We start from the raw sequence: 26,751 nt of genomic DNA on the forward strand, positions 1-26,751 counted from the left end.
GGTAACCCCGTGCCACAAATCGTCATCCTTCCACATCCCGAATACTGCCCTGAAGGCGCCGTGCTCGAAGCGCCGACCGGCCAGTCGGTGTGCGACACGTTGCTTGCGAACGACATCGAAATCGAACACGCATGCGACCGCGTGTGCGCCTGCACCACCTGCCACGTATTGATTCGCGAAGGCTTCAACTCGCTGAACGAACTGGATGAAGACGAAGAAGACCTGCTCGACCGCGCATGGGGCCTTGAGCCAGTGTCGCGCCTGTCGTGCCAGGCCATCGTCGGTAAAGAAGACCTCGTGGTCGAACTGCCGAAGTACACGATCAATCACGCGGCTGAAAAAAGCCACTGACCGGAGCGCGCGATGAAGTGGAGCGATATCCCGGCGATTGCCGAGGCACTGTACGACAAGCATCCCGAGGTCGATCCCGCCACCGTGCGCTTCGTCGACCTGCATAACTGGGTAGTGGAACTGGAAGGCTTCGACGACGACCGCACGCGCGGCGGCGAGAAGGTGCTCGAAGCGATTCAACAGGCGTGGATCGATGAAGCGCGCTGACCCAAAACAGCAGGGCGTCAACCTGCCGCCGGAAGTGCGCCCCGGCCAGTCCATCGAACTGCTGCAGGAACTGCATATCCTCACCCGCGACGGCAAGCTGAACCAGGACAGCCGCCGCAAGCTCAAGCAGGTCTACCACCTGTACCAGTTTATCGAACCGCTGCTCAAGGAAATCCAGCAGGACCATCCGGGCATTTCGCTGGTCGACCATGGCGCCGGCAAGTCCTACCTGGGCTTCATCCTGTACGACCTGTTCTTCAAGGGACTCGACGACGGCTCGCGCATCTATGGCATCGAGACGCGCGAGGAGCTGGTGCAGAAGTCGACCGAACTGGCGCAGCGCCTTGGTTTCCCCGGCATGTCGTTCCTCAACCTGTCGGTGGCCGAATCGACGAAGTCGACCCAGCTGCCTGAGCGGATCGACATCGTCACCGCGCTCCACGCCTGCAATACCGCCACCGATGACGCCATCGACTTCGCGCTCAAGAAGCACGCCAAGTTCATGGTGCTGGTGCCGTGCTGCCAGGCCGAGGTTGCCAGCGTCCTGCGCAAGAACAAGGGCAAGGACCTGGGCAAGAGCGCGCTGACCGAAATCTGGCGCCACCCGCTGCACACCCGCGAGTTCGGCAGCCAGGTGACCAACGTGCTGCGCTGCCTGCAGCTCGAGGCGCATGGCTACCAGGTCAACGTGACTGAGCTGGTCGGCTGGGAGCACTCGATGAAAAACGAACTGATCATCGCCAGCTACAAGAACTTGCCGCGCAAGCGTCCGACCGAACGCCTGCAGGAAGTGCTGGCGACGCTGGGCCTCGAAGAGATGGGCCAGCGTTTCTACAGCGAGAAACTGGCCGAAGCCGAAACCATGTCGGCGGCCGAATAATATCAAGAGACGAACAAGATGAGCGAACACTGGATTGACCTGCGCAGCGATACCGTTACCCAGCCGGGCGAGGCGATGCGCGCCGCCATGCAATGCGCCGAAGTCGGCGACGATGTCTACGGCGACGACCCGACTGTCAATCGCCTCCAGCAAACGGCAGCCGAGATGTTCGGCTACGAGGCGGCACTGTTTGCTCCTTCGGGCACCCAAACCAACCTGATCGCGCTGATGGTTCACTGCGGCCGCGGCGACGAATACCTGGTCGGGCAGGAAGCGCATACCTTCAAGTATGAAGGCGGCGGCGCCGCGGTCCTTGGCAGCATCCAGCCGCAGCCAATCGCCAACCAGCCTGACGGCAGCATTGCGCTGGCCGACATCGAGGCCTACATCAAGCCCGACGACATCCACTTCGCGCGCACCCGCGTGCTGGCGCTGGAGAATACGATTGGCGGCCGCGTGCTCGGCACGGACTACATCGCGGCGGCCACCAGCCTTGCGCATGCGCGCGGCCTGGCCACCCACCTCGATGGCGCCCGCATCTGCAACGCCGCCGTCAAGCAGGGCATCAGCCTGCGCGCGGCGACGGCAGGTTTCGATACCGTCTCGGTCTGCCTGTCCAAAGGCCTGGGCGCGCCGGTCGGTTCGGTGCTGTGCGGCCCGAAGAAGTTCATTGAGCAGGGCAAACGCTGGCGCAAGATGCTTGGCGGCGGCATGCGCCAGGCGGGCATTCTCGCCGCTGCGGGACTGTACGCGCTGGAGCACAACATTGACCGGCTGGCCGACGACCACGTCAACGCCGCCGCGCTGGCAAGCGGCTTGTCCGCCATCGAAGCGCTCAAGATCAGCGCTCCGCAGACCAACATCTTCTGGATGGACGTGCCCGCAGCCGCGTGCGAGCCGCTGCGCGCCGCGCTTGAGCGCGAGCAGATTCGCGCCACCGTCGGCCCGCGCATGCGCCTGGTGACGCACCTGGACATCAGCGCGCAGGACGTCGAGCGCACCATCGCCGTATTCACCGCATTCTTCAAAGACTGGCGCAACAATTCATGACCGATTCTTCGATTCGCCTGGCCAAGCGCGTGGCCGAAATGATTCCCTGCTCACGCGCGGAGGCTGAGCGATACATCGCGGGCGGCTGGGTCAGCGTCGATGGCGTGGTGGCCGAAGACCCGGGCACCCGCGTGCTCGATGAACAGGACGTAGTGCTGCACCCGGATGCGAAGGCGGAAGAGATCCCGCCGGTCACCACCCTGCTGCATAAGCCAGCAGGCTACAACGCGGGCATCGGCAGCGACGGCAAGCCGGCGCTAAGCCTGGTGACCGCGGAAACGCTGCTGCCGGCGGACCACGGCAAGCAGGTGCGCTTCCTGAAGCGCCACACGCAGAACCTGACGATCGCGTCGCCGCTTGAAACGATGGCGAGCGGGTTGGTGGTGTACACGCAGGACTTCCGCATCGCGCGCAAGCTGGTGGAAGAGGGCATGCGCGTCGAGAACGAATATATCGTGGAAGTCTCGGGGGCGATCAGCGAAGGCGGGCTGGCGCTGCTCAATCACGGGCTGCCGTTCAACGGCAAGCCGATCGCGCCGATGAAGGTCAGCTGGCAGAACGAAACGCGCCTGCGTTTCGCGGCCAAGGGCGTCAAGCCGGGGCAGCTGGAGCATATGTGCCGGATGGTCGGCCTGAAGGTGGTTGGCATGAAGCGTATCCGCATCGGACGCCTGCCGATGGCCGGACTGCCGGCAGGACAGTGGCGCTACCTGCACGACTACGAGCGGTTCTGACTTGTTGCAGATGTTCGGCGGATGACGCTTCGCTCTTCCGCCCTACGTTCACCATGACGCTAACCGTAGGGCGGAAGAGCGCGAAGCGCGTCATCCGCCGAATTCTTAAAAATCTTCCCAGTTATCAGCGCCGTTTGCCACAGCTAGCCGACGGGGCTTGCTCGCGGCCTGCTTTACAGTTGGCCTGACAGCCGCAACCGGTGCCTTAGCTGCGCGCCGTCCCTGAACCTCACCGACGTTAAACACACTGACCACCCGCGCCAGCGTTGCGGCCTGGTCCTGCAGCGAACCGGCGGCCGCAGCGGCTTCCTCCACCAGCGCGGCATTTTGCTGGGTGACCTGGTCCATCTGGGCGATCGCCATGTTGATCTGCTCAATGCCCATGGTTTGTTCGATGCTGGCCGATGCGATCTCGGACATGATGTCGGTGACGCGCGTGATCGACTGCACGATCTCCGCCATGGTCGTTCCGGCTTCGTCAACCAGCCTGCCGCCTGCGTCGACCTTTTCGACCGAGTCGTTAATCAAGGTCTTGATCTCTTTTGCCGCAGCGGCCGAGCGCTGCGCCAGGTTGCGTACTTCGGAAGCGACGACGGCAAAGCCGCGGCCCTGTTCACCCGCACGCGCAGCTTCAACCGCCGCATTGAGTGCCAGGATATTGGTCTGGAATGCGATGCCATCGATGACGCCGATGATGTCGACGATTTTGCGTGACGACGCGTTAATCGACGCCATCGTGTCGACCACTTCCGACACCACCGTGCCGCCCTTGACCGCCACCGCCGACGCCGACACGGCCAGCGCATTGGCCTGGCGCGCGTTATCCGCATTCTGCTTGACGGTGCTGGTCAGCTCTTCCATCGACGACGCCGTCTCTTCCAGCGAGCTGGCCTGCTGCTCGGTGCGCGACGACAGGTCCATATTGCCGGCCGCGATTTCCTGTGAAGCGGTCGAAATCATGTCGGTGCCGGTGTGAACCTCGACCACCGTCTGCAGCAGGCTTTCATTCATGCGCTTGAGCGCTGCGAGCAGCTGGCCCACTTCGTCACGCGAGTCGACTTCGATTTCGGTGCGCAGGTCGCCCGTGGCGACCGTTTCGGCAAGCGTCACCGCGCGGGCGAGTGGGCGCGTGATGCTGCGCGAAAGCAGCCACGCCATGATGGCGCCGAGAATCAGGGCAGCAGCGCCCAGTGCGATGATGCGGCTGATTGCGCGCGCGTACACCTCGTCGATACTGGCGTCGGCTTCGTCGAACAGTGATTTCTGGTACAAGGCAACCTGTTCGACCGACTGGGTGTAGGCGGTCATTGCAGGCATCAGTTTGGTTTGGACCATGGAGGCCAGGTCGTCCATGCTGCCTGCCGGATCGGCTTTGAGCGCAAACGCGGCATCGCGTATGCCCACGTAGGCCTTGCGCTTTTCGGCGACGTCGCTAAAGAGTTGCTTGCCCTTTTCTGCCGTCGTCAGGGATTCAAGTTCTTTCTGGATTTCGGTAATGCCTGCGCTGGCTTTCTTCATCTCGCCGCCAAAGTACAACTCGTCCTCCGCGGTAGCGCTTTTCACCTTCGCATAGGTGCGGACGGCATTGGTTGCGATTCCTTTGAGCCAATCGGCCGCAAGTCGCTGCTTGTACGCCGTGGACTTCATTTCGGCTTTTGCGTCGGCAATAAGAGATAACTCCCGGATGCCAACCGCGATCATTGCAGCCATTAGCAGCAGTACCGCGCCAAACGCGGCGCCGAGCCGAACACCGATTTTTATGTCTGATATCTTCATCTTGTACTCCATGTTATGAATCAGGCGCGTGGTCGACCAGGCCTCAATCGACCGACGGCGACGCGCGGCATCGAGCCGTATGCCGATTGGTACTGGCTTATTTTTTGACTAAAGGGCGGCAGTACGCTATGCGTGGGTTCGGCAATAGCGTATCAAGTGAACACCCTGCAGGCGGCGGGGGATGGGGCGCCCTGGATGTAAACAGGGTAGCCGAGCGGCAAGTAAATAAATACGATTAAGGCCGTCGGACGGAAAAGACGATATCAATACTTTATTAAAACGACGTTACTGTGCAACAGATAGAATCGACTGTTCAATTATATTAATAGGTGTTAATTGAGAGTAAGTTTATTAGCCTGCAATACCGGTACTCTTTATCCTGCCGGTTGTGCGAAACCAACGATGAGTGATCATGCATCCGCTTGAGAATATCTTTTGGGCCTGCCTCAGCGCAGGGGCTACGCGCGCAAGCTGATGGCAAAGCTGGTGCTGCGCCAGCTGCTGCGCGGTGAGACGCCGTTCCTGCACGTCATGAGCACCAACGCCAATGCGCACGAGCTTTATCTGCGCATGGGCTTCACGGACTATAAGGAGTCGGTGGTGCGCGTCGTGGCGCCGTGCTGACCATCAGCGCTTCTTCAATATCGAGCCCAGCACGCCGCGAATGATTTCGCGCCCCACCTGCGAGCCGATGCTGCGCGCCGCGGACTTCACCAGCGCCTGGACTGCCGATTCGCGCTTGCCCGAACCGCCGAACAGGCCCCCCAGCATTCCGCCAGCCGACGAATCCCCGGCCTGCGCCGCTTTGCCTTGTGGGGCGGGTGCTTGCGCTTCCTGTTCTTTGGCGGCGGCTGCGACCCGTGCGGTGATCATCTCGTGCGCCGATTCGCGGTCAACGGTCTTTTCGTACACGCCAGCCACCACCGACTTCGCCGTCACGTCCTTGCGCTCCGCATCGTCGATCGGCCCGATCTGCGAAGCAGGCGGCAGGATGAACGCGCGCTCGACCATATTGGGCCGGCCCTTCTCGTCCAGGAAGGACACCAGCGCCTCGCCCACGCCTAGCTCGGTGATCACCTGCGCGGTATCGAGGGCGGGGTTGGGCCTGAAAGTCTCGGCGGCGGCCTTGACCGCCTTCTGGTCGCGCGGCGTGTAGGCGCGCAGCGCATGCTGTACGCGGTTGCCCAGCTGGCCGAGCACCGTCTCCGGAATATCAAGCGGGTTTTGCGTGACGAAGAACACGCCGACGCCTTTCGAGCGGATCAGCCGGACCACCTGTTCGATTTTCTGCAGCAGGGCTTTGGGCGCTTCGTCGAACAGCAGGTGCGCCTCGTCGAAGAAGAACACCAGCTTCGGTTTATCGAGGTCGCCGACTTCGGGCAGGTTCTCGAACAGCTCCGACAGCATCCACAGCAAGAACACGGAATACAGGCGCGGTGCGTTCATCAGCTTGTCGGCGGTGAGGATGTTGACCACGCCCTTGCCGCGCCCATCGGTCTGCAGCAGGTCGTCGATATTGAGCATCGGCTCACCGAAGAACTTGTCGCCGCCTTGTTCCTCGATGCCGATCAGGCCGCGCTGGATGGCGCCGACGCTGGCTGCCGAGATGTTGCCGTATTCGGTACGGAACTCGGCGGCGTTGTCGCCCACGTGCTGCAGCATCGTGCGCAGGTCGCGCGTATCGAGCAGCAGCATGCCGTTATCGTCGGCGATCTTGAAGACCAGCTGCAGCACGCCTTCCTGGGTGTCGTTCAGGTTCAGCATGCGCGCCAGCAGAAGCGGGCCGAGGTCGGAAATCGTCGCCCGGACAGGATGGCCCTGTTCGCCGAACACGTCCCAGAAGGTGACCGGGCAGCCCGCCCATTGTGGCGCCTCGACGCCAAGCGCCTGCAGGCGCGTGCTCATTTTGTCGGACAGCGCACCCGGCTTCGCCATGCCGGACAGGTCGCCCTTGACGTCGGCCATAAACACCGGCACGCCGATGTCGGACAAGGCCTGCGCCAGGACTTGCAGGGTGACGGTTTTTCCGGTGCCGGTGGCGCCGGTGATGCAGCCGTGGCGGTTGACGAGGTTGGGCAGGGGGCCGAGCGTGGAGGAGGCGGTTTTTGCAATCGGCAGTGGCGTAGACATGTCGGGGCTCGTACGGAAAGGAAGTAGTTAATGATACTTCAAGAGTCCGCTGAGTGGTCTGCCGGCAACGCGGCGGAGGCGCGCTGCGCGCTTGTCCGCCCTACGATGCCGTCGGCCGAAACGTAGGGCGGACAAGGACGCAGTCCGCCTCCGCCGAATTGGCCTATGCGGCCGCTTTGACCTTCTGAACCTTGACCGGCTTCGGCAACTGGATCAGGCGCGTGCCCGCGAGGCGGTCATGCAGGAACTGCCCATTCTTGTCCAGCAGTGCGGTCATGCCCCACAGGGCGACGTTGACGGCGATCGCTGCGCTGACCTGGCCCTTGCTGGTCAGCCCGAACGCGTAGCAGATAACCAGGGCGGGGAATACCCAGCCCCACGCCAGCACGTAGCGCAGCAAGGCGGTCTTGAACGGCACGGTCGCGTGACCAACCTTGACCAGCTTGATGCGCCAGGTCTTCATCGCCAGCGTATGCCCGCTGCCGGTCCACGAATGGATGAAGTACCAGCCCGAGGCGAGGAACAGCACGACCTGGCTGCCGTAATCCTTGACCGGGCCCTGCAGTTTCTGGGTCACGAACAGGAACACGAACAGCGCGAACATGACCACGGCGGTCAGCAGGAACGCTTCATAAACCAGGCAGATAAAACGGCGTTTCAGGGTAGGCGTTGCGACGATCGGCTTACTATTTTGCATTTGGTGCGGGCGGAACCGGCTGCGCCGGTGGAGTGAATGGAGGCGGCACGTTGCCAGGCGCCGGGCCTTGCGGTGGCACGGGCGTTGGCAACGGCAGGGGAGGCGTGGCGGCGCCCGGCTTCGACGGGGCGGCGCCCGCCTTGCGCTTGCGCGCCGCGTCGGCGGCGAGTTTTTGCTTTTGTTCTTCGGGAAGCTGCTGGTACTGCTCCCACTTGGCGCTGCGCTGGTCCTTGTCGATCTTTTTGACGCGCGCATAGTTTTCGCGCGCCACCTTGCGCTGTTCAGGCGTCAGCTTGACCCAGTCGCGCATGCGCTCATGCATGCGCTGCTGCTCGGCTGGCTGCATCGAGGCGAAGCGGTTGGCGATTTCGAGCCATTTCTGCTTGCGCACGGCTTCCATCTTGTCCCACTCGCCCTGCAGCGGCGCCAGGGCAGCCTGCTGCGCCGGGTTCAGGTCCTTCCATGCCGGCTTCGTCGCCGCCGCAGAAGAAGGCGTCGCGCCGGCCTTCGGCGGGGCCGCACTGGCGCCGGCCTGGGCAAACAAGGAGACGGCGGCAGCCAGCGCGGCCACCCGGACGAGCGTCCGGATCATTGGGCGCGCTCGTCGACGTAGGCGTTGAAGCCCTGGTCGAGGTAAGCGGTCAGCGGGAGTTCATCGGACAGCACGGCGGCGTCGAGCTCGGCCACCTCGGCAATACGCTGCTCTTCCTGGTACTGGTAGATGCCGGCCAGGCCGGCGACCATGACCATCAGCGGGACGGCGACGCCCATGCGGCCGAGCCATTCAAACGAAAACAGGGACGATGCGTTGCCGGCGAGGGCGCGTTGCGCGGCGCGCAGCGGGCTGGCGTTGGCTTTCTTGCGCGACACGGCGAGCTTGCGCGCGCTGGCGAGTCGGTCCGTGGTGGCGGGCGGCAAATGGTCGAGGTTTTCGTTCAAGGCATGTCTTACCTTGTACGCGAAATTGAGGTCGTCGGTGTTCATAGTTTAATTCCCTTGGCTTTCAGCGACGCCGCCAGCGTGTGCGTGGCCCGCGAGCAGTGCGTCTTGACGCTACCCTCCGAACATCCCATCGCCTCGGCCGTTTCAGCCACGTCCATGTCTTGCCAGTAACGCATGAGGAAGGCTTCGCGTTGACGGGCCGGCAGTTTTTGTACTTCAGCCTCGATCAAACCGAGCGTCTGCATGCGCTCGAACTGGTCCGCGGTCGACTCGGCCGCCTGCGATCCGTCTTCCGCCTCATAGGCGTCGAGTATATCAAAGTCGTCATGCTCGCCATCGCGCTTTCCCAGCCCGGAAAACAGGCTGATCCAGGTATTGCGGACCTTTTCGCGGCGGAAGTAATCGAGAATGGTGTTTTGCAAAATGCGCTGGAACAGCATCGGCAATTCGGCCGCCGGTTTATCCCCGTATTTTTCGGCAAGCTTGATCATCGCGTCCTGCACGATATCAAGAGCAGACTCATCCCTGCGGACCGCGTACACGGCCTGCTTGAATGCGCGCTTTTCTACATGCGCGAGAAAATCGGAGAGTTCTTTATCTGTTGCCATGCAAGGGATAAGGGGAGGGCGACCGGCGAGGGTGGCCGGATGGAAAAACTGAGGCATGCTAGCAAATTACACGCCGCCTTGCTCGATATTTACGGTTTTTGGCCCTTTATGCAGCAAAAAATGCCGTTTTTTTATCTTGACCAAAATGGTGCAACGCAGTAAGGTTACAGAACGCTTTGCAATCCCGAAGCTCAGGTCAGTCGCAGCCGGCACACAAGGCCCCCCGCGGTTTGACGCGCTTTCATATGTAGGCAGTTTGCTCTAACCCGCGCCACAAGCGTGAGAGGTTCGCATAACCGCTACAGAAACTCATGCCAAACGAGTTGCGTTTAGCTCCAGTTCGTAACGTATCTATGGGTACGTGAAGGATTGTGGCGACCGCAGAAAGAAGGGAAGCCTGAGCACTGTCGCGGCACGCGGTCTTCGTTAGGAAAGAGCATCCGATCACCTCCCAATGGGTTTTGAAAGGAATGTATCATGAGTAACGAAACAGCAGCTCCCATCACGGGCGCTGAGATAGTCGTGCGTTGCCTGGCCGAAGAGGGCGTCAAGCACGTCTTTGGTTATCCGGGCGGGGCAGTCCTCTATATCTACGACGCCATCTTCCAGCAAGACAAATTCCAGCACGTATTGGTTCGCCACGAACAGGCGGCCGTCCACGCTGCCGACGCCTACTCGCGCAGCTCGAATACGGTTGGGGTAGCGCTGGTCACTTCGGGACCGGGCGTCACCAATGCCGTCACCGGCCTGTCGACCGCGTACATGGACTCGATTCCGATGGTCGTCATCTCCGGCCAGGTGCCGAGCCACGCCATTGGCCAGGACGCTTTCCAGGAATGCGACACCGTGGGCATCACCCGCCCCGTGGTCAAGCACAACTTCCTGGTCAAGGATGTCCGCGAACTGGCGTCGACCATCAAGAAAGCATTCTTCATCGCCAGGACCGGCCGTCCGGGACCGGTGCTGGTCGATATTCCCAAAGACATCAGCATGCACAAATGCGTCTACGACTATCCGAAGGATATCGAGATGCGCTCGTACAAGCCGATCGACAAGGGCCACACCGGGCAGATCCGCAAGGCAGTGCAGATGCTGCTGCAGGCCGAACGCCCGATGATCTACACCGGCGGCGGCGTCATCCTCGCGAATGCCGCGCCGGAACTGAACCGCCTGGTCGACAAGCTCGGCTTCCCGGTCACTAACACCCTGATGGGCCTGGGCGCCTACCGCGCGTCGAGCAAGAACTTCGTCGGCATGCCGGGCATGCACGGTACCTACGAAGCGAACATGGCAATGCAGCACTGCGACGTGCTGGTCGCCATCGGCGCCCGCTTCGACGACCGCGTGATCGGCAACCCCAAGCACTTCGCATCGAACCCGCGCAAGATCGTCCATATCGACATCGATCCATCGTCGATCTCCAAGCGCGTGAAGGTCGATATTCCGATTGTCGGCAACGTCAAGGAAGTGCTGGTCGAGTTCCTGGCCCAGCTCGACGCCGCCGAGATCAAGCCGAACCCGGCCAGCATCAAGGACTGGTGGAAGCAGATCGACGAATGGCGCGGCCGCGAATGCCTGAAGTACCAGGATTCCGACATCCTCATCAAGCCGCAATCGGTCGTTGAAAAAGTGTGGGAAGTGACCAAGGGCGATGCCTTCATCACCTCCGACGTGGGCCAGCACCAGATGTGGGCCGCGCAGTACTACCCGTTCGACAAGCCGCGCCGCTGGATCAACTCCGGCGGCCTGGGCACGATGGGCGTGGGCCTGCCTTACGCGATGGGCGTGCAGATGGCCAACCCTGACGCGACCGTTGCCTGCATCACCGGCGAAGGCTCGATCCAGATGTGCATCCAGGAGCTTGCCACCTGCAAGCAGTACCACCTGACGCCGAAGATCATCCTGCTGAACAACCGTTTCCTCGGCATGGTGCGCCAGTGGCAGCAGATCGACTACGGCTCGCGCTATTCCGAGTCGTACATGGATTCGCTGCCGGACTTCGAGAAGCTGGCCGAAGCCTATGGCCACGTCGGCATGCGCATCGAAAAGCCGGGCGACGTCGACGGCGCTTTGAAGGAAGCGTTCGGCATGAAAGACCGCCTGGTCTTCATGAACTTCATCACCGACCAGTCCGAAAACGTCTGGCCGATGGTCAAGGCGGGCAAGGGCCTGTCCGAAATGCTGCTCGGATCGGAGGACCTGTAAATGCGCCATATTATTTCTGTACTTCTTGAGAACGAAGCCGGTGCGCTGTCGCGCGTAGTGGGCCTGTTCTCCGCGCGCGGCTACAACATCGAAACCCTGACCGTTGCGCCAACCGAAGACGCCACCTTGTCGCGCATGACCATCGTCACCAGCGGCTCGGACGACATCATCGAGCAGATCACCAAGCACCTGAACCGCCTGATTGAAGTGGTCAAGGTGGTCGACCTGACCGAAGGCCAGCACATCGAGCGTGAGCTCATGCTGATCAAGGTCAGGGCGGTCGGCAAGGAACGCGAAGAGATGAAGCGCACGGCGGACATCTTCCGTGGCCGCATCATCGACGTGACCGAAAAGACCTACACGATCGAACTGACCGGCAACAAGGGCAAGCTCGACGCGTTCATCGACTCCATCGACCGCGCCTCGATCCTTGAAACGGTGCGAACCGGCGGATCGGGCATCGGCCGCGGCGAACGTATCCTCAAAGTTTAATTATTCCAGTACCCCACACTAAAAAATATAGGAACCCATCATGAACGTTTTCTACGATAAAGACTGCGACCTCTCCCTCGTTAAAGGCAAGAACGTCGCCATCATCGGCTACGGCTCGCAAGGCCACGCGCACGCGCAAAACCTCAACGACTCCGGCGTGAATGTTACCGTCGGCCTGCGCAAGGGTGGCGCCTCCTGGAACAAGGTTGAGCAGGCTGGCCTGAAGGTTGCCGAAGTCAACGACGCGATCAAAGCGGCCGACATCATCATGATCCTGCTGCCGGACGAGAACATCGCCCAGGTCTACAACGAAAACGTCGCGCCAAACGCCAAGCAGGGCGCGGTGCTGGCCTTTGCGCACGGCTTCAACGTCCACTACGGCCAGGTTGTGCCACGCGCCGACCTCGACGTCATCATGATCGCGCCAAAGGCTCCGGGCCACACCGTGCGCGGCACCTACGCCAATGGCGGCGGCGTACCGCACCTGATCGCCGTGTACCAGGACAAGTCCGGCTCGGCACGCGACATCGCGCTGTCGTATGCGATGGCAAACGGTGGCGGCCGCGCCGGCATCATCGAAACCAACTTCCGTGAAGAAACCGAAACCGACCTGTTCGGTGAGCAGGCAGTGCTGTGCGGCGGTGCGGTCGAGCTGATCAAGGCTGGCTTCGAGACCCTGACCGAAGCGGGCTACGCGCCGGAAATGGCGTACTTCGAATGCCTGCACGAGCTGAAGCTGATCGTCGACCTGATCTACGAAGGCGGCATCGCCAACATGAACTACTCGATCTCGAACAACGCGGAATACGGCGAGTACGTCACCGGCCCGCGCATCGTGACGGAGCAGACCAAGAAGGCGATGCGCCAGTGCCTGAAGGACATCCAGACTGGCGAATACGCGAAGAGCTTCATTCTTGAGAACAAGGCCGGCGCCCCGACCCTGATCTCGCGCCGCCGCCTGACGGCTGAGCATCCGATCGAGCAGGTCGGTGAAAAGCTGCGCGCGATGATGCCGTGGATCGCCAAGAACAAGCTGGTGGATCAGTCGAAGAACTAAGCAGGCTCAACATGGGTTCCCGCTTGCGCGGGAACGACATTCCGCCGTCGTTCCCGTGAAAACGGGAACCCATAACCCCCCTCAAATGACCAAGGTTACAAATCAACCAATGTGCAACACTTTATTTCCGCTGCACAGCAAGTATTGATTTGATTGTATTGTTGACACAACGCGGTCATCCGCGCATCAACCCTTGGAGAAAAACAATGTCGCTCAAATCCGTCCTCGTCCTCGCCGCCATGACGGCCGCTTCGCAAGCCTACGCCCAGTCGACCACCGGCACCATGGTCGTCGTCCCCGCCTTCGGTGAAGTGACCCACCCGAACGACGAGGCGCTTGCCCATTTTATGATCGAGGAGCAGGACAAGGACAAGACCGTCGCAGCGTCGAAGGTCAACCAGAAGATGAAGCAGGGCACCGAGATCATCCGCAAGGAAGATCCCCAGGCCAAGCTGAAAACCTACGGCTACTACACCTATCCGGTCTATTCGGAAGTGCGTCCGTTGCCCAACGGCACGATGCCAAAGCCGAACATTGTCGGCTGGCGCGTAGGTCAGTATCTTGAAGTAAAGACACAAAACCTGGCCGGCCTGCCGAAAACCACAGCTGCCGCGCAGAAACTCTTGGGTTTGAACGGCCTGAACTATGGCCTGTCCCCGGAAACAACCAAAAAGCTCGACGAGCAGCGCATCGCCTTAACCTACCGCAACCTGAACGAACGCATCGCGTCGATCGCCAAGGCAATGGGCCGCCAGCCGGCCGAGGCCGTGATCGATACGGTCGACTTCGAAGGTTCCGGCAACTACGGCGGACAGCAGGCCGATATGGCCGCAGCCGCCCCGTACGCGATGCGGTCCATGGCCAAGCAACAGGAATCGGCGGTGCCGGAACCGAGTTTCGAGCCCGGTGAAACCACGCTCCAAATGCGTCTTGTAGGAAAGGTGAAGTTCAAGTAACAGTATCTGTTCGCTAAGTTGACGGGCCGCCTACTATAATAAGGTGGCCCGGCATACCCGGGCACAGGCGCGCCTCAACAGGGCGCGGCCGCAAAGAGCGACAAAATCACTTGAAACGGAAACTTATGCCCACCTTCCCACGCCGCCGAAAGCCAGGAACCCTGTCCGCGAAAGCCGCGAAAATTCCCCGTTTCCGCCGCCGCCAGAAATTCGACGCCGACGGCATGCCGGTGCGTTCGCGCGGGATCTACCTGCTGCCCAACGCATTCACCACGGCGGCCCTGTTCTGCGGCTTCTACGCGATCGTCATGTCGATGAACCAGCGCTTCGAGTACGCCGCCTGGGCCATTTTCATCGCGATGATCCTCGACAGCCTGGACGGCCGCATCGCCCGTCTGACCAACACCCAGTCCGAATTCGGCGCCCAGTACGACAGCCTGTCCGACATGGTCTCCTTTGGCGCCGCACCTGCGCTGGTGATCTACGAATGGTCGCTGCGCGGCCTCGGCAAGCTAGGCTGGATCGCCGCCTTCGTCTACTGCGCCGGCGCCGCGCTGCGCCTGGCCCGTTTCAACACCAATATCGAAGTCGTCGACAAGCGCTTCTTCCAGGGCATGCCAAGCCCTGCGGCCGCTGCGATGGTGGCGGGCTTCGTGCTGTTGATGAACGACCTTGAGATCAGCGGCTTCCGCATGCCGTGGGTCTCGTTCGCCATCGCGCTGTTCGCCGGCCTGACGATGGTTACCAACGTACCGTACTACAGCTTCAAGGACGTGAACTTCCGCAAGTCGGTGCCGTTCATTGTGGTGTTCCTGATTGCGCTGGCGCTGGCGCTGGTCTCGATCGACCCGCCAAAAGTCCTGATGCCGATTTTTGTTTTATATGGTTTATCCGGTTATGCCGTGTACCTGTGGCGCCTTGCGAAGGGCAAGCCAGTAAGCATTGTGCAGACCGATGACAAACCGGTAGACGCGAGCGAGCGCCGCTGACCGTCGACCCTGGTCGATGGCGGGGGCGCCTGCTATTAATTTAGCCTATACGGAGCCCCTCCATGACCAATTCGAACCGCCTCATCATTTTCGACACCACCCTGCGCGACGGCGAGCAATCGCCCGGCGCATCGATGACCCGCGAGGAAAAGGTCCGCATCGCGCGCCAGCTGGAGCGCCTGCGCGTTGACGTCATTGAGGCTGGCTTTGCCGCCGCCTCGCCGGGCGACTTCGAAGCCATCCGCGCGATCGCCAGCGTCATCAAGGACTCCACCATCTGCTCGCTGTCGCGCGCCAATGAACGCGACATCGCCCGCGCCGCCGAAGCGCTGCTGCCGGCGCCGCGCAAGCGCATCCATACCTTTATCGCCACCTCGCCGCTGCACATGCAGATGAAGCTGCGCATGGAGCCGGAGCAGGTGCTGGAACAGGCCAAGCAGGCCATCCGGTTTGCGCGCCAGTACACCGACGATATCGAATTCAGCCCGGAAGACGGCAGCCGCTCGGAAGAGGACTTCCTGTGCCGCGTGCTGGAAGGCGTGATTGCCGAAGGCGCGACCACCATCAACTTCCCCGACACCGTCGGCTACGCGGTGCCAGAGGTATTTGGTGAGACCATCCGCCGCCTGCGCGAGCGCATTCCCAATTCGGACAAGGCCATCTGGTCGGTCCACTGCCACAACGACCTTGGCCTCGCGGTCGCCAACTCGCTGGCTGGCGTCACCATCGGCGGCGCGCGCCAGATCGAATGCACGATCAACGGGCTGGGCGAGCGGGCAGGGAACACGGCGCTGGAAGAAGTGGTGATGGCGGTGCGTACGCGCCCCGACTTCTTCAAGCTGGAACTGGGCATCGACACCACGCAGATCGTCGCCGCATCCAAGATGGTCTCGCAGATCACCGGCTTTGCGGTTCAGCCGAATAAGGCGGTCGTCGGCGCCAACGCCTTCGCGCACGCATCGGGCATTCACCAGGACGGCATGCTGAAGTCGCGCGAGACCTACGAGATCATGCGCGCCGAAGATGTGGGCTGGGCCGCGACCAAGATCGTGCTCGGCAAACTCTCGGGCCGCAACGCGTTCAAGCAGCGCCTGCAGGAACTGGGTATCGACCTCAAGACCGAGGAGGAAGTGAACGCCGCGTTCGCGCGCTTCAAGGAGCTTGCCGACCGCAAGTCCGAGATTTTCGACGAAGACATCATGGCCTTGGTATCGGACGAAGAACATGCGAGCGAGAGCGAGCATTACCGCTTTGTCGCGCTGGCGCAGCAGTCCGAGACCGGCAAGACGCCGAAAGCGAAAGTGGTGTTCAACATGGACGGCAAGGAGTACACCTGCGAAGGCGAGGGCGACGGCCCGGTTGACGCGACGGTTAATGCGATTGAAAAGCAGGCCGCCAGCGGCGCCGAACTCGTGCTGTTCTCTATCAATGCGATCAGCAACGGCACCGAGTCGCAAGGCGAAGTGACGATGCGGCTTTCGCGCTCGGGAAGGATTGTGAATGGCGTGGGGTCCGACCCCGATATTATCGTCGCGTCGGCCAAGGCCTACCTGTCCGGCCTGAACAAGCTGCATTCGAAGATCGAGCGGGTCAATCCGCAACTCTAGGCTTTGGTAGGGCGGATAAGGGCAACGCCCGCATCCGCCGACTTACATTGGTGCAGCTACCAATCCTGCTTGGTCGCAGCCTGTTCGTCGTCGTCGCAATTCGTCAGCTTCGGCTTGATGCCATGCTGCATGGTGTCGATGCCGTCCGGCGCGTGGTTCGATTCGATGGTGATGCAATACGTCCCGTTCGCGCCAACCACGCGATAACGCCGCCGGCCATACCCGCCCGGATCGATAATCTCGGTCACCTTCGGCGCCTGGTACCACTTGTTCGGCGCCATATCGTGCGCCTTCTGCATCGCGCGTTCCAGCCGCATCTGCGTTGAGACAGGTTTGGCGCGAATCAGCTTGGTCTTGTTCTCTGCATACAACTCTCGATCTATCGCGCCCACCGCGCTTCTGGCCCGCTCCAGCATGCTGGTGGCCGGCGGCGAAACGTGCTCATCTTCGAGAGGCAGGTCGGACGGCGCCGCCGCGATTGCGTCACGCTGCGGCGTCGCAGCAGCCGGGCGCCGTAGCGGGGCGGCAACCACGGGCGGGGAGATTCGCAGCCGCGGCACTGGCGCCGCAACCGGCTCTGGCGTGGGCGCCAGCAGCCACTGGATTCGGCTTCCCGCCCCGTTGTCCTTGTCGACGCTGATCCGGCTGCTCATGTGCCACCCGTACAGCAAAACCAAGTGCAGGATCAGTGTCAGCGTGATCGCGGGCAGGCGGCGGCTTTCGGCAGGGAAGGGCGATGTCAGCGTCATCAGTTGGATGTATGTTGGATGCAGTCAAGTGTACCCTTATGCCAGTTGTTTATGAACAGGCAAAAAACTTTCATTAGCGAGCGTATATGCATGCGGCTAAGATGGATGCGCGCCAAAACTCATCCGAAAAACGTCATGAAACCCTTGTTCGCGGTGCTAGCCCTCTCCATGTTGTCGAGTTCAGCCTCATCCGCCTTACCCGAGAAGCAGGCGAAGCTGCTGACCGCGCAATTGCAAGCCATCGTAAGCGATCCGGCCATGCCGCTGCCCAGCCTGTCCGTCGTCGCCATCCGCAACGGCGACATCGTCTACAGCCAGCAACTGGGCAGCAAACGGCTCGCCACCGGCACTTCGCCCGCGCAGCCGGCCGACGCCAACACCATGTTCCGCATCGCCTCGATCTCCAAGTTCGTTACCACGCTCGGGACAATGAAGATGGTCGAGCAAGGCCTGCTGTCGCTGGACGCCGATATCAGCGACGTGCTCGGCTACCGCTTGCGCAATCCACATTTTCCCGATCATCCAATCACCTTGCGCATGCTGCTGACGCATACTTCCTCGCTGCGCGATGAGGGCGGGTTCAAGTGGGATCCGGCAGTCAACCTCAGGGAAGTCCTGGTTCCAGGCGGCCGGTTCTACGGCAAGGGCGGCTTCTGGTCGAAGGCTGCGCCGCCGGGACAATACTTCGAGTACGTCAATTTCAATTCGGGAATCATCGCCACGATCATGGAACGCGCCAGCGGCGAGCGGTTCGACCGTTTGATGCGTCGCCTGGTTTTCGATCCGATGGATATGAAGGCCGGCTTCTACCTGGCCGATTTCGCGCCGGCCGATATCAACGATATCGCGACCCTGTATCGCAAACGTGAAAAAGACGGCGACGAAACCTGGAACCCGAATGGGCCGTGGATCGCCCAGTCCGATGATTTCGGCGTGGCGCTTCCAGTATCGCCAGTGGGCCTTGATAACTATGCGGTTGGCACCAACGGTACGATCTACGGCCCGCAGGGCAGCCTGCGCATCTCGGCCAACGAGCTGGCAAAGGTCATGCTGATGCTGATGAACGAGGGGCGTTACGGGACTAAGCAGATCCTCAAGCCCGCGACCATCGCAGCCATGATGGCGCGGCAGTGGACCCTGACAGGCGACGGCAAGAACGGCAATGGCGACAGCGACAGTTATTACGGCCTGTATCGCGCCTGGGGCTTGGGCAGCCAGCACTTCATCGATGCCAGTACGGTGAAAAACGGCCGCGCCAGCGGTGACCGGCTGGTCGAAGGCGGCGGCTTCAAGGGCGTCGGCCATCTTGGGTGGTCGTGGGGATTGAACGCCTTGTTCGTGTTCGACCCGCAGGCGAAGAACGGCATGATTTATGTGGCCAGCGGTGTCGGCGCTAATCCCGACCTGCAGCCTGGCCAGTTTTCGTCCGAAGCCAGGTTCCAGGAGCGCATTACCGATGCGCTGTACCGTGGCGCGATAGCGGTTCCGTGACCTGCAAACCGGCGGATGCGCTTACGCTTATCCGCCCAACGTCAGTCGCCTGCATCAATCGCGGAAGAAGCGCCTTTCCTCATACATCGGGTCTGGCCCGTTCTGCATCATCGACAGCACGCCGCTGCGGTCGAAGTGGACATGCATCATCGAGTTCCACACGCCTGATTCCTTGTAGCGGTACGACCAGACTTCCAGCTGCGGCAGCGACAGGAACGAGGTCTCCGCCGGCCTGCCGATCGTGCGCAGCACGTCTTCCTTGCGCGCCTTGCCGATCTTGAGCGTGGCGAACTTCTCACCCGTTAGAACCTGCTCGAACGACACCAGCCGTCCGTCGGGGCCGACATTGGCCATCCATGTGTATTGTCCCATCGGGCCTGCCGCGTATTCAAGCACCTGGCCCGAAGGTGTAGGGTAGACCGCCGTCGGCGGCCCGAACTTCGCCTGCGCGTCGGCCACCGTATCGCCGGGCACCGGGGCAGTGCGGGTCAGCGCCACGCAGCCGGCCAGCGCGGCCGCCGTTCCAATCATGAGTATCTTGACAAGTTTTTGCATAAAAACTACTCCTGGGCCGGAAAAATCCTATCATGCACCAGCCGATTGTAATCAGCACTGGCTGCACGATGCGTTTTGACATATACTTGCGGGTCTGGCCGTTTGGTCAGCTTTATCCATCGAAGTTCACGGTGCGCTGGGTTCCGACTCTTGCACCGCATGTGAAAGGTAACATCATGTCCGTAGAAAACATCAACAAAGCCGCGATCATCGCGGACAACGCTCGTGGTCAGAACGACACCGGCTCCCCAGAAGTTCAGGTCGCACTGCTGACCGCACGCATCAACGAACTGAACGGCCACTTCAAGGCACACCAGAAGGATCACCACTCGCGCCGCGGCCTGATCATGATGGTCAACCGTCGTAAGAGCCTGCTGTCCTACCTGAAGAGCAAAGATCTGGGCCGCTACCGCGACCTGATCGCTAAACTCGGCCTGCGCAAATAATTTTTGCCGCATACGAATTAGAGAAATGCCTGCGCCAGTTCGCTGTCGCGGGCATTTTTCATTTGAAGAGCAGTAAATAAGTCGTAAAGGCAACCAAATCGGTTGTCTGTGGTGAGGTGAACGACAGCTCCTGAAAATCTGTCGGCAAATAGAAAGGGATTACCCATGTTACAGTTTAATAAAGTTACCAAAACCTTCCAGTACGGCCAACACACCGTGACCCTGGAGACCGGCGAGATCGCTCGTCAAGCTTCCGGCGCCGTCATGGTGTCGATCGAAGATACGGTCGTACTGGCAACCGTCGTTGCGCGCAAGGACGCCAAGCCAGGCCAGGACTTCTTCCCGCTGACGGTTGACTACGTCGAGAAAACTTACGCAGCCGGTAAAATCCCAGGCGGCTTCTTCAAGCGTGAAGGCCGTCCATCCGAAAAAGAAACCCTGACCTCGCGCCTGATCGACCGTCCGATCCGCCCGCTGTTCCCAGAAGGCTACCTGAACGAAGTCCAGGTCATCATCCACGTGATGTCGGTGAACCCTGAGATCGACCCGGACATCGCCGCCATGATCGGCGCATCGGCCGCCCTGTGCGTGTCGGGCGTGCCGTTCAACGGCCCGGTCGGCGCAGCGCGCGTCGGCTACGCCAACGGCCAGTACATCCTGAACCCGACCACCACCCAGCTCAAGACGTCGGAAATGGACCTGGTTGTTGCCGGTACCGAAACCGCTGTGCTGATGGTCGAATCCGAAGCCAAGCAGCTGTCGGAAGAAATCATGCTGGGCGCTGTTGTGTTCGGCCATGACCAGATGAAAGCTGTCATCGACGCGATCCACGACCTGGTGCGCGACGGCGGCAAGCCGGAAGTCGAGTGGGCGCCGCCTGCCAAGAACGAAGCGCTGATCGCCCGCGTGCAAGAACTGGCCGGCGCCAAGATCAACGAGACCTACCAGATCAAGGACAAAGTCGCGCGTACCGCGATGCTCAAGTCCACTTTCGCTGACGTCTACGCGGCACTGAAGGCCGACGCTGAAGCGAGCGGCGTACCTGCAGCCGACAACGTCGACGTGGGCAACGTCCTGTTCGACATCGAAGCCAAAGTCGTGCGTTCGCAGATCCTGAACGGCGAGCCACGCATCGACGGCCGCGACACCCGCACCGTGCGTCCTATCGCGATTCGCACCAGCATCCTGCCGCGTACCCACGGCTCGGCGCTGTTCACCCGTGGCGAAACCCAGGCCCTGGTCGTTGCCACCCTCGGCACCGCACGCGACAGCCAGAAGATCGACGCGCTGATGGGCGAATACACCGACGACTTCATGATGCACTACAACATGCCTCCGTTCGCCACCGGCGAAACCGGCCGTGTAGGCACCCCGAAGCGCCGTGAAATCGGCCACGGCCGCCTTGCCAAGCGCGCGCTGATCGCAGCGCTGCCTTCGCCTGAAGAGTTCAGCTACTCGGTGCGCCTGGTATCGGAAATCACCGAATCGAACGGTTCGTCGTCGATGGCTTCGGTCTGCGGCGGCTGCCTGGCACTGATGGACGCTGGCGTTCCGATGAAGGCGCACGTTGCCGGTATCGCGATGGGCCTGATCAAGGAAGGCGGCAAGTTCGCAGTCCTGTCCGACATCCTGGGCGACGAAGACCACCTCGGCGACATGGACTTCAAGGTTGCTGGTACTGCCCAGGGCATTACCGCGCTGCAGATGGACATCAAGATCATGGGCATCACCAAGGAAATCATGCAAGTGGCACTGGCGCAAGCCAAAGAAGGCCGCCAGCACATCCTGGGTGAAATGCAGAAGGCAATGCCACACGTGAAGACCGAACTGTCGGACTTCGCACCACGCCTGATCACCATCAAGATCAACCCAGAGAAGATCCGTGACGTCATCGGCAAGGGCGGCGCAGTCATCCGCGCGCTGACCGAAGAGACCGGCACCCAGATCGACATCAGCGACGAAGGCGTGGTCACCATCGCGTCGGTTGACGCTGCTGCCGGCCAGGAAGCCAAGCGCCGCATCGAAGAGCTGACCGCATCGGTCGAAGTAGGCAAGACCTACGACGGCGTGGTACTGAAGCTGCTGGACTTCGGCGCGATCGTCCAGGTCATGCCAGGCAAGGACGGCCTGCTGCACATCTCGCAGATCGCCAACGAGCGTGTCAACGCGGTTGCCGACTACCTGAAAGAAGGCCAGCAAGTGCGCGTCAAGGTCCTCGAGACCGACGACCGCGGTCGCCTGAAGCTGTCGATGAAGGCTGCTGAAGGTGCTGAAGCGCCGGCTGCCCAGTAATCATCCACTGGCTTCGGCCAGCAAGAAAACCGCCAGCGCGCAAGCCTGGCGGTTTTTTTTTACGCCAATCTCCGTCCATCCGATGCCCTGACGCACGTCATGTTGTTATAAAAATATTAACGTACACTCAACAACGGAGTAACGATAGCAACATCGGGCCGATGGCGAAATCCAGCGGCCGGCGGCGATATTGCTCGGCGGCGAACCTACGACACCTGAGTCATGGCTACTTCGAGCTCTCCGTTAGACAAGGATGTGCCGGCAGCCCCGGCGCATTCCGACGAAGCCGACAACCTGCTGCTCGCGCGCATCAGGCTGGTGCTGGTGCTATCGGCCTTGCTCGTTGCAATCGTTGACTACATCGGGCCGGGCAGGGCGAACAGGGCGGCCCTGCTTGTGCTGTCGTCCTACGCGGCGGCCTGCACGGTCGCTTACGTCTGCACGCACTCCCAGCTCAAGTGGACCCGGGGCAAGCTGATGCACCGCCTCGATGCCGCCATGTGCGCGGCGATGGTCGCCGCCGGCGGCCAGGCGGATGTCTTCCCGCTGGTGTTCCTGTTCTTCGCCATCGTGGTCGCTTCCTTGCGCTACGGGCTTGACGAAGGCGCGCGCGTCACCATCGTTGCGGTGATGCTGTACTGTGTGGCCGCTATCGCCACAACGTTCGCCCTTGCCGAGGCGCGCCTGTTCCTGCGCGCCGCCGTGCTGCTCGCGTTCGGCCGCGCCATCGCGCAACTGGGCGAGCGGCATATCCAGGCCGCGCGCCGCGAGGCCTTGCTGCGCGACCTGAACCAGGTGTCCAACCCGCGCTTCGGCATCGACCGGACCATGACCGCCGCGCTCGAACGTACGCGCGACTTCTTCAAGGCCAGCAGCTGCTTCACCGTCATGCAGGACAGCGACACCGGGCGCTTCGCGATCCGCGCAGTGAGGAAGGGCGGTCCGCTGGTGGCGCCGCCGAGCGAGGTTGATGCCGAACTGGCCCGCGCCATGCTGCCCGAGCCGCGTACGCACTTGCTGCTTTACGTCAGTCCCTGGAGCCGCCGGTTTGGCCCGTCCGGCACTTCGCTTAGCCATGCCGTCAGCGGCGGGCGCTGGATGTACCACGACGAACGGCGGCTGCGCGATCTTGCCGGCCTGCTGGAAGCCGCGTCGTATATCAGCGCGCCGTTGGTATTCGGGCGCGGCAAGGGCCGCGTCTTCGTCGTCGCCAGCACCCGCCACCTGGGCCGCGGCGACGCCTTGTTCCTGGCACGGATCGCTGCGCAGGAACTGCATGCGATCGACAGCATAGACCTGCTGGACCGCATCGCGTCCGACGCGGCCGCATCGGAGCGCAAGAAGCTGGCGCTCGACCTGCACGACACGGCCATCCAGTCTTACATCGGCCTGCAGCTTGGCCTGGTTGCGCTGTGCCGGCGCGCCGCGCCATCGAATCCGCTGAACGACGAGCTGGGGAAACTGGTGGCGATGGCCGCCGACGTCGTCGTGCAACTGCGCGATTATGCGCGGGGCGCATGCGGCAAAGCGCCCGCCGGTGAACCGATCTTCATCACGGCGCTGCGCCGCCAGGCTGCGCAGGCGATGACGTCGTACGGCGTCGACATCCGGATCGACATCGAAGGGCCGCTCGAATTCGGCGACCGCCTCACCGCAGAGGTGCTGCAGATTGTGCGCGAGGGGATCAGCAACGTATGCCGCCACACAGCGGCGAAAAGGGCGGCGGTGATGCTTCGCTGTAGCGCAAACCTGCTGCGCATCGAGATCAACAACGAGCATGGCGGCATCCAGCCGCCGCCATTCCGTCCGCATTCGATCAGCGAACGCGCCGCCGCCCTGGGCGGCGCCGCATTCGTGTGCCAGGGCAGGTTCAACGACACCATTGTTTGCGTGGAGATTCCATTATGAACGGCGAGCAAAGAAGCAGCACCATCAGCGTGCTGCTGGTCGAAGACCACCAGACCATGCTGTGGGGACTGCAGAAGCTGATTGACTCGGAGCGCCCGCGCATGCTTGTCGTCGGTACCGCGCGCACCTGCCCGGAAGCGCTGGCGGCCGCCGCGCAACTGGCGCCCGACGTGATCCTGCTTGACCTCGACCTTGGCGGCGTGTCGATGATCGAGTTCCTGCCGGAGCTGCTGGCCAATGGCCTGTCGCGCGCGCTGGTGCTGACCGCCGCGCACCACACCGACACGCTCGACCTGGCGGTTCGGCGCGGCGCGCGCGGCATCCTGCACAAGGAGGTCTCGGCCGAGCAAGTGCTCAAGGCGATCGGCAAGATCCACCGCGGCGAACTGTGGTTCGACGCCGAGACCATGGACCGGGTGTTCGGCCAGCTGCTTGGCGCCCGGACTCCCGCGCGGCCCGACCCCGCGCAGGAAAAACACGCCAGCCTCACCGCGCGCGAACGCGCGATAGTGAGCGCCACCGTTGAACACAGCGGCAGCGCCAACCACGTGGTGGCAGAACGCCTGTTCATCTCCGAGCACACGCTGCGCAATCACCTGACTTCCATCTACCGCAAGCTCAATGTCACCAACCGGCTGGAGATGTATGTCTACGCCATCCGGCACGGACTGGTCCAGCCGGACGCGGTCCGGCAGCGCCAGGAGCCGCTTAGCGGGCGCTGAGGATCGGCCCGATCGTGCGGATGATGACGATCAGCGCGGGTCCCAGCACGACCATGATAATCGCCGGGAAAATGAACAGGGCCAGCGGGATCAGCATCTTGGTTGGCACCTTGGCGGCGTGTTCCTCGGCCCGCACCTGGCGCTTGTGGCGCAAGTCTTCGGAAAACACGCGCAACGACTCGCCGATGCTGGTGCCGAACTTCTCCGACTGGGTCAGCATGGTGGCAAAGGTGCCGATCTCCTCGATGCCGCTGCGTAGCGCGAGGTTGCGCAGCGACTGGGCGCGGCTGGCGCCGGCGCGCATCTCCAGGTTGGTCAGGTGCAGTTCCTCGGCCAGCGCGCGGCTCTTGATGCTCATCTCGTCGGCGATCCGGGTGAGCGCGGCATCGAGTCCCAGTCCGGCTTCGACACACACCAGCATCAGGTCGGCGGCGTCGGGGAAGTTCTCGAAGATTTCACGCTTGCGCTCGCGCAGGCGCAGCCACAGGGCCAGGTTCGGCAGGTAGCAGCCTGCCAGCGCAGCGATCATCAGGTACATCAGCACCGTGATCTCCTCCATGCTGGTAAAGGCGCGCAGCAGCAGCCAGGTGCAGAATGACAGCACCAGCGGCAGCACCGTCTTGAGGCCGAAGTAGATCAGGCGCGCGTCCTCGCGGCGGATGCCGGCGTTGATGAAGCGCAGCCGAAGCGGCGAGTCTTCCCATGCGCCGGGCGGCGCCAGCACCCGCGCAAACGGGCCCACCGCGTGCGCCACTGTAGCGCCCCAGTCGGTCGCGGATGCAGGGTTCTCGATGGTTTGAAGGCGCTGGTCGACGCGGCTTGGTACCACCAGCATGAACAGGCCAGCGACGGCGGCGGTGACGGCCAGGCAGACCAGGGCGGCGAGCACGAACATGATCATCCCCTCAGATACGGATACGGATAATTTTGCGAAGCATCAGGATCCCGAACGCCATCGACACCAGCAGGCTGCGCACCAGCGTCTCCCCGATCGGGTCGTTCCACATCGGCTCCATGAAAGTCGGATTGAATACGGTCATCAGGCCGCCGATCGCAAAGGGCAGCAGCGACAGCAGCCAGGCCGACATGCGGCCCTCGGCCGACAGCACCCGCACGTGCCAGAACAGCTTCAGGCGCTGGCGGATCAGGCGCGAGAGGTTGGTGAGCACCTCGGTGAGGTTGCCGCCCGACTCACGCTGGATCAGCACCGCGACGACGAAGTAGCGCAGGTCGGTGATCGGCGCGCGCACCGACAGGTTCGACAGGGCCTGCTCAAGCGACACGCCGAAATTGACTTCGTCGTGCACGAAACGGAATTCGCTGGCGATCGGTTCGCCCATCTCGTCGCCGATCATCTGCAGGCCGGCGCCGAACGCGTGGCCAGCCCGCAGCGCGCGCGCCAGCAGGTCGAGTGCATCGGGAAGCTGTTGTTCCAGCCTGGCCATGCGGCGCGAGCGGCGCCGCTGCACATAGGCCAGCGGCAGCCAGGCAGTGCCGCCGGCGGCGAGCACGCCCGCCACGAAGGGCTGGTGCAGCAGTCCGGTCACGGCGAGATAGCTGGCCGCGCCCAGCGCCGCGCAGCCGAGCAGCAGGTTCGAGACCGTCCAGTGCAGGTTCGCCTGCAGCAGCACCCGGTCGAGCTGGTGGGCGCGCGGAAGGCGCAGCAAGAAGCGCTGGAACGGCGGCAGCTCGCTCATCATGCGCTCGCGCAGCAGGTGCGACTGGGCCGACGCGTCGCCTGAGGCCGACAGCGCCTTCAGGCGCAGCTGGACTTTCTTCGCCTGCGGGCCCTTGTAGGTCTTCCACATCAGGTAGAGGCCTTCGAGCAGCAGGATCACCGCGATGAAGACCAGCATCGACAAGGTCAGCGAAATGTGGCCGGATACGTTATTGGACATGATCGGCTC

Annotated in this window: 27 protein-coding genes; 17 read left to right on the top strand and 10 right to left on the bottom strand. The window is 62.2% G+C overall.

Going from position 1 to position 26,751, the window contains the following annotated elements; genetic code table 11:
* Positions 1–9: 9 nt before the first annotated feature.
* Genes fdx through LMJ30_RS12145 form a run of 5 tightly spaced genes read left to right on the top strand, consistent with a single transcriptional unit; the run spans position 10 to position 3,222 of the window.
* On the top strand, positions 10–351 hold the full coding sequence (fdx, locus tag LMJ30_RS12125; RefSeq protein ID WP_229432600.1) for an ISC system 2Fe-2S type ferredoxin: 342 nt from the start codon (positions 10–12) through the stop codon (positions 349–351).
* 12 nt (positions 352–363) lie between these two features.
* Positions 364–558, top strand: a complete 195-nt coding sequence (iscX, locus tag LMJ30_RS12130; protein WP_229432601.1) for a Fe-S cluster assembly protein IscX — start codon at positions 364–366, stop codon at positions 556–558.
* On the top strand, positions 545–1,438 hold the full coding sequence (locus tag LMJ30_RS12135) for a class I SAM-dependent methyltransferase (RefSeq protein ID WP_229432602.1): 894 nt from the start codon (positions 545–547) through the stop codon (positions 1,436–1,438). The genes iscX and LMJ30_RS12135 overlap by 14 nt, the downstream gene beginning before the upstream one ends.
* Before the next feature lie 18 nt (positions 1,439–1,456).
* Positions 1,457–2,488: a low-specificity L-threonine aldolase gene (gene ltaE, locus LMJ30_RS12140; protein ID WP_229432603.1), complete on the top strand. Its 1,032-nt coding sequence runs from the start codon at positions 1,457–1,459 to the stop codon at positions 2,486–2,488.
* Positions 2,485–3,222 (top strand): rRNA pseudouridine synthase, encoded by a 738-nt coding sequence (locus LMJ30_RS12145; protein WP_229432604.1) that lies wholly within the window; start codon positions 2,485–2,487, stop codon positions 3,220–3,222. The genes ltaE and LMJ30_RS12145 overlap by 4 nt, the downstream gene beginning before the upstream one ends.
* A gap of 105 nt (positions 3,223–3,327) precedes the next feature.
* Here the strand turns inward: LMJ30_RS12145 and LMJ30_RS12150 are convergent, their stop codons facing one another.
* Positions 3,328–4,998, bottom strand: a complete 1,671-nt coding sequence (locus tag LMJ30_RS12150; RefSeq protein ID WP_229432605.1) for a methyl-accepting chemotaxis protein — start codon at positions 4,996–4,998, stop codon at positions 3,328–3,330.
* Between the two features lie 435 nt (positions 4,999–5,433).
* On the opposite strand from LMJ30_RS12150, the gene LMJ30_RS12155 reads away from it, so the two are divergent.
* Positions 5,434–5,622, top strand: a complete 189-nt coding sequence (locus LMJ30_RS12155) for a GNAT family N-acetyltransferase (RefSeq protein WP_229432606.1) — start codon at positions 5,434–5,436, stop codon at positions 5,620–5,622.
* A 3-nt stretch (positions 5,623–5,625) separates the two neighbouring features.
* Here LMJ30_RS12155 and LMJ30_RS12160 read toward each other — a convergent pair whose 3' ends face one another.
* From LMJ30_RS12160 to LMJ30_RS12180, 5 genes are all read right to left on the bottom strand, one after another.
* Positions 5,626–7,128 carry a helicase HerA-like C-terminal domain-containing protein gene (locus tag LMJ30_RS12160; protein WP_229432607.1) on the bottom strand — a complete coding sequence of 501 codons (1,503 nt, stop codon included), beginning with the start codon at positions 7,126–7,128 and terminating at the stop codon, positions 5,626–5,628.
* Between the two features lie 163 nt (positions 7,129–7,291).
* A complete protein-coding gene (locus LMJ30_RS12165) occupies positions 7,292–7,825 on the bottom strand; it encodes an RDD family protein (RefSeq protein WP_229432608.1) in 534 nt (177 codons plus the stop codon).
* Positions 7,815–8,417 carry a DUF3106 domain-containing protein gene (locus LMJ30_RS12170; RefSeq protein WP_229432609.1) on the bottom strand — a complete coding sequence of 201 codons (603 nt, stop codon included), beginning with the start codon at positions 8,415–8,417 and terminating at the stop codon, positions 7,815–7,817. Before LMJ30_RS12170 ends, LMJ30_RS12165 begins: the two co-directional genes overlap by 11 nt.
* Positions 8,414–8,809, bottom strand: a complete 396-nt coding sequence (locus LMJ30_RS12175) for a DUF3619 family protein (RefSeq protein WP_229432610.1) — start codon at positions 8,807–8,809, stop codon at positions 8,414–8,416. The genes LMJ30_RS12170 and LMJ30_RS12175 overlap by 4 nt, the downstream gene beginning before the upstream one ends.
* A complete protein-coding gene (locus tag LMJ30_RS12180; RefSeq protein WP_229432611.1) occupies positions 8,806–9,375 on the bottom strand; it encodes an RNA polymerase sigma factor in 570 nt (189 codons plus the stop codon). Before LMJ30_RS12180 ends, LMJ30_RS12175 begins: the two co-directional genes overlap by 4 nt.
* A gap of 477 nt (positions 9,376–9,852) precedes the next feature.
* Here LMJ30_RS12180 and LMJ30_RS12185 point away from each other — a divergent pair, with 477 nt between their 5' ends.
* From LMJ30_RS12185 to LMJ30_RS12210, 6 genes are all read left to right on the top strand, one after another.
* Positions 9,853–11,580, top strand: coding sequence for an acetolactate synthase 3 catalytic subunit (locus LMJ30_RS12185; protein ID WP_229432612.1), 1,728 nt, complete (start codon positions 9,853–9,855; stop codon positions 11,578–11,580).
* Positions 11,581–12,072, top strand: a complete 492-nt coding sequence (gene ilvN / locus LMJ30_RS12190) for an acetolactate synthase small subunit (protein ID WP_223468801.1) — start codon at positions 11,581–11,583, stop codon at positions 12,070–12,072.
* Positions 12,073–12,112: 40 nt separating this feature from the next.
* Complete coding sequence (ilvC, locus tag LMJ30_RS12195; protein WP_229432613.1) at positions 12,113–13,129, top strand: ketol-acid reductoisomerase; 1,017 nt, start codon at positions 12,113–12,115, stop codon at positions 13,127–13,129.
* A 206-nt stretch (positions 13,130–13,335) separates the two neighbouring features.
* Positions 13,336–14,085: an SIMPL domain-containing protein gene (locus LMJ30_RS12200; protein ID WP_229432614.1), complete on the top strand. Its 750-nt coding sequence runs from the start codon at positions 13,336–13,338 to the stop codon at positions 14,083–14,085.
* Positions 14,086–14,210: 125 nt separating this feature from the next.
* Positions 14,211–15,074 carry a CDP-diacylglycerol--serine O-phosphatidyltransferase gene (gene pssA, locus LMJ30_RS12205; protein ID WP_229432615.1) on the top strand — a complete coding sequence of 288 codons (864 nt, stop codon included), beginning with the start codon at positions 14,211–14,213 and terminating at the stop codon, positions 15,072–15,074.
* A gap of 62 nt (positions 15,075–15,136) precedes the next feature.
* A complete protein-coding gene (locus tag LMJ30_RS12210) occupies positions 15,137–16,681 on the top strand; it encodes a 2-isopropylmalate synthase (RefSeq protein WP_229432616.1) in 1,545 nt (514 codons plus the stop codon).
* Positions 16,682–16,737: 56 nt separating this feature from the next.
* Here the strand turns inward: LMJ30_RS12210 and LMJ30_RS12215 are convergent, their stop codons facing one another.
* Complete coding sequence (locus LMJ30_RS12215; RefSeq protein ID WP_229432617.1) at positions 16,738–17,430, bottom strand: hypothetical protein; 693 nt, start codon at positions 17,428–17,430, stop codon at positions 16,738–16,740.
* A 135-nt stretch (positions 17,431–17,565) separates the two neighbouring features.
* Between LMJ30_RS12215 and LMJ30_RS12220 the strand changes: the two genes are divergently transcribed.
* Positions 17,566–18,921 (top strand): serine hydrolase domain-containing protein, encoded by a 1,356-nt coding sequence (locus LMJ30_RS12220; protein WP_229432618.1) that lies wholly within the window; start codon positions 17,566–17,568, stop codon positions 18,919–18,921.
* Between the two features lie 54 nt (positions 18,922–18,975).
* Here LMJ30_RS12220 and LMJ30_RS12225 read toward each other — a convergent pair whose 3' ends face one another.
* Positions 18,976–19,476: a hypothetical protein gene (locus LMJ30_RS12225; RefSeq protein ID WP_229432619.1), complete on the bottom strand. Its 501-nt coding sequence runs from the start codon at positions 19,474–19,476 to the stop codon at positions 18,976–18,978.
* A 176-nt stretch (positions 19,477–19,652) separates the two neighbouring features.
* On the opposite strand from LMJ30_RS12225, the gene rpsO reads away from it, so the two are divergent.
* The 4 genes from rpsO (at position 19,653) to LMJ30_RS12245 (ending at position 24,844) form a co-directional block, all read left to right on the top strand.
* Entirely contained in the window at positions 19,653–19,922 is a 270-nt protein-coding gene (gene rpsO / locus LMJ30_RS12230; RefSeq protein ID WP_119812589.1) for a 30S ribosomal protein S15, read from the top strand.
* Positions 19,923–20,087: 165 nt separating this feature from the next.
* Positions 20,088–22,214, top strand: a complete 2,127-nt coding sequence (pnp, locus tag LMJ30_RS12235) for a polyribonucleotide nucleotidyltransferase (RefSeq protein ID WP_229432620.1) — start codon at positions 20,088–20,090, stop codon at positions 22,212–22,214.
* A gap of 222 nt (positions 22,215–22,436) precedes the next feature.
* Positions 22,437–24,122 (top strand): sensor histidine kinase, encoded by a 1,686-nt coding sequence (locus LMJ30_RS12240; RefSeq protein ID WP_229432621.1) that lies wholly within the window; start codon positions 22,437–22,439, stop codon positions 24,120–24,122.
* Positions 24,119–24,844, top strand: coding sequence for a response regulator (locus LMJ30_RS12245; RefSeq protein ID WP_229432622.1), 726 nt, complete (start codon positions 24,119–24,121; stop codon positions 24,842–24,844). Before LMJ30_RS12240 ends, LMJ30_RS12245 begins: the two co-directional genes overlap by 4 nt.
* On the opposite strand, the gene LMJ30_RS12250 is transcribed toward LMJ30_RS12245, so the two are convergent.
* The gene (locus LMJ30_RS12250; RefSeq protein WP_229432623.1) at positions 24,831–25,739 is read right to left on the bottom strand and encodes a type II secretion system F family protein; all 909 of its coding nucleotides are present in this window, start codon (positions 25,737–25,739) and stop codon (positions 24,831–24,833) included. The genes LMJ30_RS12245 and LMJ30_RS12250 overlap by 14 nt on opposite strands.
* A gap of 10 nt (positions 25,740–25,749) precedes the next feature.
* The gene (locus tag LMJ30_RS12255) at positions 25,750–26,742 is read right to left on the bottom strand and encodes a type II secretion system F family protein (RefSeq protein WP_229432624.1); all 993 of its coding nucleotides are present in this window, start codon (positions 26,740–26,742) and stop codon (positions 25,750–25,752) included.
* Positions 26,743–26,751 lie beyond the last annotated feature (9 nt).

Source organism: Massilia agrisoli, assembly GCF_020831365.1.
GTDB lineage: Bacteria > Pseudomonadota > Gammaproteobacteria > Burkholderiales > Burkholderiaceae_D > Telluria_A > Telluria_A agrisoli.